Source organism: Streptomyces sp. NPDC059009 (assembly GCF_042740175.1).
Lineage (GTDB): Bacteria > Actinomycetota > Actinomycetes > Streptomycetales > Streptomycetaceae > Streptomyces.
Genome location: NZ_JBHYJB010000018.1, coordinates 172,311 through 178,532 on the forward strand (window position 1 = coordinate 172,311; position 6,222 = coordinate 178,532).

Genomic DNA, 6,222 nt, shown 5'->3' on the forward strand with positions numbered 1-6,222 from the left:
GATCAGCGGCATTCAGTCGCTGGAGAAACGCGGCTGGGGCGCGTCAGTGAAAGGCGCCGACAACGCAAGGACTTCCTTCGGGACTCATCCCGAACACCTCCTTGCCGTCGCGGGACAGAGAAATGCACCACCGAAGGGTGCACGGCCAAGTGAGGCAGCTGGGGCGATAAAAGTCAAATGTGGGACTTTGGTCCTGAATCGCAGAGGACTTGTGTCCCTCTCACCTGAGGTTGGACTTCTCTTCACATTCGAGTCACCACCTCTTCCCACGCGCTTGCTCCCCTTGGCACACTTCACCCGCCTGAGCCCCCCATGACACGAGGTCACATCACCCATGCCTGAACTCAATCGGCGCCGGTTCATGCAACTCGCCGGCGGCACTGCCGCGTTCGCGATGCTCAACGAGAGCATCGCCCGAGCCGCCTCGCTGCCCGCCCGGCGCCGCGCCGGTTCGATCCAGGACGTCGAGCACATCGTCGTCCTGATGCAGGAGAACCGGTCCTTCGACCACTATTTCGGGACGATGAAGGGCGTACGCGGCTTCGGTGACCCCCGCACGGTCACACTGCCGAGCGGCAAGCCGGTGTGGAACCAGGTCGGCGGCGGCAAGGAAGTGCTGCCGTTCCACCCGGACGCCGAGGACCTCGGCATGCAGTTCATCGCGGGCCTCGACCACGACTGGGCGGGCGGCCACAGCGCGTTCGCCGACGGCAGGTACGACAACTGGATCAATGCCAAGTCCGAGCGCACGATGGCGTATCTGACCCGGCAGGACATCCCGTTCCACTACGCGCTCGCGGACGCCTTCACGATCTGCGACGACTACCACTGCTCGTTCCTGGGCGCCACCGACCCCAACCGCTACTACATGCTCACGGGCGGCGTCGGCAACGACGGCAAGGGCGGCGGCCCGGTCCTCGGCAACCAGGAGGCGGGCTACGACTGGACGACGTACGCCGAGCGCCTGGAGCAGGCGGGCGTCTCCTGGAAGGTCTACCAGGACATCGGCGACGGCCTGGACGCCGCGGGCCACTGGGGCTGGATCGACGACGCCTACCGCGGCAACTACGGCGACAACTCCCTGCTGTACTTCAACAAGTACCGCAACGCCAAGCCCGGCGACGCCCTCTACGAGAAGGCCCGCACCGGCACCAACGCCAAGGCGGGCGACGGCTACTTCGACATCCTGAAGGCCGACGTCAAGGCGGACAAGCTGCCGAAGATCTCCTGGATCGCCGCGCCCGAGGCGTTCTCCGAGCACCCCAACTTCCCGACCAACTACGGCGCCTGGTACATCGCGCAGGTCCTGGACGCCCTCACCTCCAACCCGGACGTGTGGGCCAAGACGGCGCTGTTCATCACCTACGACGAGAACGACGGCTACTTCGACCACGTCGTGCCGCCGTACGTCCCCAAGGACGCCAATCAGGGCCTGTCCACGGTCGACACGACCCTCGACTACTTCCCGGGCAACGCGAGCTACGCGGCCGGGCACTACGGCATGGGGCAGCGCGTCCCGATGTTCGTCGTCTCGCCGTGGTCGACCGGCGGCTACGTGAACTCGCAGGTCTTCGACCACACATCGATCCTCCAGTTCATGGAGAAGCGCTTCGGCGTCAAGGAGCCCAACATCTCGCCCTGGCGCCGGGCCGTCGCCGGTGACCTCACCTCGGCGTTCGACTTCAGCGGCAAGGACACCGACCCGGCCGACCTGCCCGACACCGGCGGCTACCAGCCCCCGGACCACGAGCGCCACCCGGACTACGTCCCGCACGCCCCCGCCAACCCGGCGCTGCCCAAGCAGGAGGCCGGCTCCCGGCCCTCGCGCGCCCTGCCCTACGCCCCGCTGGTGGACGGCAAGGCCGACGTGGCGGCGGGCAAGTACCAGCTGACCTTCGGCGGTGGCCCCGACGCGGGCGTCTGCTTCCACGTCCGCTCCGGCAACCGCACCGACAGCCCCTGGACGTACACCACGGAGGCGGGCAAGACGATCTCCGACTCCTGGAACGGGGCGTACTCGAAGGACGTCCACGACCTGTGGGTGTACGGGCCCAACGGCTTCCTGCGCGTCTTCAAGGGCGCGAGCAAGACCGCGGGCCCCGAGGTCACCGCCCGCCACGACAAGGCGACCGGCAACCTCAAGCTCACCTTCACCAACGCCGGTTCGGCCGAGGCGAACCTCACCGTCACCAACGCCTACGGCGGCGCCAAGGAGACCTTCAAGGTCAAGCCGGGCGCGACGGTGCAGCACGCCGTCGACCTGCGCGGCAGCAAGCGCTGGTACGACGTGAGTGTCGTCGCCGACACCGACAAGGCGTTCCTGCGGCGCTTCGCCGGGCGGGTGGAGAACGGCCAGGCGGGAGTGAGCGACCCGGCGCTGATCACCGGCTGAGGCATGCACAGGGGGGAGGGGGCGGCGGAAATTCCGTCGCCCCCTCCCCGTCCCTCTTGAGAAGCTGAACCATGGCAGACACCCCACGCCTCACGGGCGTCCCCGAGCGGCCCGTCCTGGACGGGCTCGAAGAGAAGTGGTCGCGGCGCTGGGACGCGTCGGGTGTATTCGTCTTCGACCGCTCGCGCACGCGCGCGGAGATCTTCTCCATCGACACCCCGCCGCCCACGGTCAGCGGCTCCCTGCACGTCGGGCACGTCTTCTCATACACGCACACCGACACCGTCGCGCGCTATCAGCGCATGCGCGGCAAGGAAGTCTTCTACCCGATGGGCTGGGACGACAACGGCCTGCCCACCGAGCGCCGCGTCCAGAACCACTTCGGCGTCCGCTGCGAGCCCGCCCTCCCGTACGACCCGGACTTCACCCCGCCCGCCGAGCCCGGCAGGCACCAACTCCCCATCTCCCGAGGCAACTTCATCGAGCTGTGCGAGCAGCTCACCGTCGAGGACGAGCGGGCCTTCGAGGAGCTGTGGCGCGCGCTCGGGCTCTCGGTCGACTGGACGCGGACGTACCAGACGATCGGCGCCGAGGCCCGCGCCACGTCCCAGCTGGCCTTCCTGGAGGCCCTTCAGCGCGGCGAGGCGTACGTCGCGGAGGCGCCGACGCTGTGGGACGTCACGTTCCGAACGGCCGTCGCCCAGGCGGAACTCGAGGACCGGGAGCGGCCCGCCGCCTACCACCGCCTGGCCTTCCACGGGCCCCTCGGCGAGCGCATCCACATCGAGACGACCCGCCCCGAGCTCCTGCCCGCCTGCGTCGCCCTCGTCGCCCACCCCGACGACGAGCGCCACAAGGCGCTCTTCGGTACGAAGGTCCGCACTCCCCTCTTCGGAGTCGAGGTCCCGGTCCTCGCACACCCGCTCGCCGACCCTGGCAAGGGCACCGGGATCGCCATGGTCTGCACGTTCGGGGACACCACCGACGTCACGTGGTGGCGCGAACTGCGGCTCGACACCCGTCCGGTCATGGGCTGGGACGGCCGCCTGCTCGCCGCCCCGCCGCCCGGACTCGACGCGCCCCACGCGCGCGAGACCTACGCACGGCTCGCCGGGGCCACCGCGCACACCGCCCGCGAGCGCGTCGTCGGCCTGCTGCGGGAGAGCGGCGACCTGGAGGGCGAGCCGCGGCCGGTCACGCACCCGGTCAAGTTCTTCGAGAAGGGCGACAAGCCCCTGGAGATCGTCACGACCCGCCAGTGGTATCTGCGCAACGGCGGCCGGGACGAGCAGCTGCGCACCGAACTCCTCGCCCGGGGCGCCGAGTTGACCTGGCACCCGCCGCACATGCGGGTCCGGTACGAGAACTGGGTCGACGGGCTCAACGGCGACTGGCTGGTCAGCCGCCAGCGGTTCTTCGGCGTCCCGATCCCCGTCTGGTACCCGCTGGACGGCGCGGGCCTGCCCGACCACGAGCGGCCCCTCGTCCCGGACCCGGCCGCGCTCCCCGTCGACCCGAGCGCCGAGGCCCCGCCCGGCTACGAAGAGGCGCAGCGCGGCGAGCCGTACGGCTTCGCCGCCGACCCGGACGTCATGGACACCTGGGCGACCTCCTCGCTCACCCCGCAGATCGCGGGCGGCCGGCGCTCGGACCCGGACCTGTTCGCGCGGGTCTTCCCGATGGACCTGCGGCCCCAGGCCCACGAGATCATCCGGACCTGGCTGTTCTCGACGGTCGTCCGCGCCCACGCGGGGCACGGCACGCTGCCCTGGCGGCACGCCGCGATCTCCGGCTGGATCCTCGACCCCGACCGCAAGAAGATGTCCAAGTCCAAGGGCAACGCGGTCACGCCCCTCGACCTCCTCAGGCAGTACGGCTCCGACGCGGTCCGCTACTGGGCGGCGGGCGGACGGCCCGGCACGGACACCGCGTTCGACACCGGCCAGATGAAGATCGGCCGACGGCTCGCGACGAAGATCCTGAACGTGGGGCGGTTCATCCTGAGCCTGCACGGCGCAGACGAGGCGCCCGGGGCCGAAGCGGTCACCGAGCCCCTGGACCGCGCGCTGCTCGCCGAGCTCGCCGCCGCCGTCGAGGACGCCACGGCGGCCTTCGACGACTTCAACTACGCGCGCGCCCTGGAGCGTACGGAATCCGTCTTCTGGCACTTCTGCGACGACTACGTGGAGCTGGTCAAGGCCCGCGCCTACGGAGACCACGGCGGGGCGGCGGGCACCCGGTCCGCGCGGGCGGCGCTGATCACGGCCCTCGACACGCTGCTGCGGCTCTTCGCGCCCGTCCTGCCGTTCGTCACCGAGGAGGTCTGGTCGTGGTGGCGGGGCGAGGAATCCCCGTATCAGGGTGCGGAATCCCGGTATCGGGGTGAGGGCTCGCTGCACCGCGCCGCCTGGCCGGACCCGGAGCCGCTGCGCGCCGCGGGCGGCGACCAGGAGCTCCTCGAGGTTGCCTCGGAGGTCATCGCAGCCGTCCGCAGGGCCAAGTCCCAGGCGCGGCTCTCGATGCGCGCCCCGGTGTCGGCGGCGGTCCTGACGGCGCCGCGCGCGGTCCTCGACCGGTGTGCGCCCTCGGTCGCGGATCTGCGGGCCGCCGGACGCGTCGAGACCGTCGAACTGCGGGAAGGCGCGGGCGCCCTGACCGTTGCGGTCACGCTGCCCGAAGGGGAGCGGTGAGGCGGACGTCACAGGCTTTGCCAAGGGGTGGTGGACTGTCCAGTGCGTCGGGATAGTGTGCTGCGGTGACCACGCATTCGAACACCCCTGCAGGCTGGTACCCGGACCCGCAGGGCAATCCTCAGCTCCTGCGCTGGTGGGACGGTTCCCAGTGGACCGAGAACACCAGCCCCGCCCAGCAGTCGCAGGCCCAGCAGGTCCCGCAGCAGGCCCCGGCGGCGCAGCAGCAGCCCGCCCAGCAGCAGGCCCAGTACGGCCAGCCGCAGGCTCAGCAGGGCCAACAGGCCCATCTGCAGGGCCAGTTCGGCCAGCAGGGTCAGGCGGCCGGTGGTTACGGGATGCCGCAGCAGGGCGTGCCGCAGCAGTCGGCGGACCCCTCGAAGGTGCAGCGTCAGGTCCAGCAGCAGGCCGGGGTCGCGCCCACCGCACAGGGCGCCGGCACCCTGTTCACCGAGCCGGTCCTGGTGGTGAACCAGAAGGCCAAGCTGATCGAGCTGACCAACGAGTACTCGGTCATGGACCAGTCGGGCAACCAGATCGGCTCGGTCGTCCAGGTCGGCCAGAGCACGCTCAAGAAGGTCGCGCGCTTCGTCTCCAGCCTCGACCAGTTCATGACGCACAAGCTGGAGATCCGGGACGCGTACGGCCAGCCGCAGCTGATCATGACGCGGCCGAAGAAGTTCATGAAGTCGCGCGTCATCGTCGAGCGCCCGGACGGCCAGCCGGTCGGCGAGATCGTCCAGCAGAACATGATCGGCAAGATCAACTTCGCGATGAACGTGAACGGCCAGCAGGTCGGCGCGATCAAGGCGGAGAACTGGCGCGCGTGGAACTTCTCCATCGTGGACCACGCCGACAACGAGGTCGCCCGGATCACCAAGACCTGGGAGGGCCTCGCCAAGACCATGTTCACGACCGCGGACAACTACGTCCTGCAGATCCACTTCCAGCTGCCCGAGCCGCTCCTCAGCCTCGTCGTCGCGACGGCGCTGACGGTGGACACCGCGCTGAAGCAGGACTCGCGCGGCTTCGGCTGAGCCGTCGGCCCACCACGCATCCGTACGACGTCGGGGGGGCCCCCGGGGGGGGGGGGGGGCGGCGTGGGGTTGGGGGGGGGGGGGGGGGCGCTGGGGGGGGGCA

3 protein-coding genes are annotated in these 6,222 nt (G+C 70.3%); all 3 read left to right on the plus strand.

Translation table 11 applies throughout. The annotated features are described in order from the left end of the window. Positions 1-334: 334 nt before the first annotated feature. The 3 genes from ACFWYM_RS19935 to ACFWYM_RS19945 all read left to right on the plus strand — a co-directional run bounded on the left by ACFWYM_RS19935 (position 335) and on the right by ACFWYM_RS19945 (position 6,119). Positions 335-2,392 carry a phosphocholine-specific phospholipase C gene (locus ACFWYM_RS19935; RefSeq protein WP_384838435.1) on the plus strand — a complete coding sequence of 686 codons (2,058 nt, stop codon included), beginning with the start codon at positions 335-337 and terminating at the stop codon, positions 2,390-2,392. A gap of 71 nt (positions 2,393-2,463) precedes the next feature. Next, positions 2,464-5,082: a valine--tRNA ligase gene (gene valS, locus ACFWYM_RS19940; RefSeq protein ID WP_384838438.1), complete on the plus strand. Its 2,619-nt coding sequence runs from the start codon at positions 2,464-2,466 to the stop codon at positions 5,080-5,082. Positions 5,083-5,147: 65 nt separating this feature from the next. Continuing rightward, positions 5,148-6,119, plus strand: a complete 972-nt coding sequence (locus ACFWYM_RS19945; RefSeq protein ID WP_384838441.1) for a phospholipid scramblase-related protein — start codon at positions 5,148-5,150, stop codon at positions 6,117-6,119. Positions 6,120-6,222: the final 103 nt, after the last annotated feature.

What these genes read in the sequence shown, in the direction of transcription:
- ACFWYM_RS19935 (WP_384838435.1), top strand. Translation starts at nt 335, where the DNA reads ATGCCTGAACTCAATCGGCGCCGGTTCATGCAACTCGCCGGCGGCACT.
- valS (WP_384838438.1), top strand. Translation starts at nt 2,464, where the DNA reads ATGGCAGACACCCCACGCCTCACGGGCGTCCCCGAGCGGCCCGTCCTG.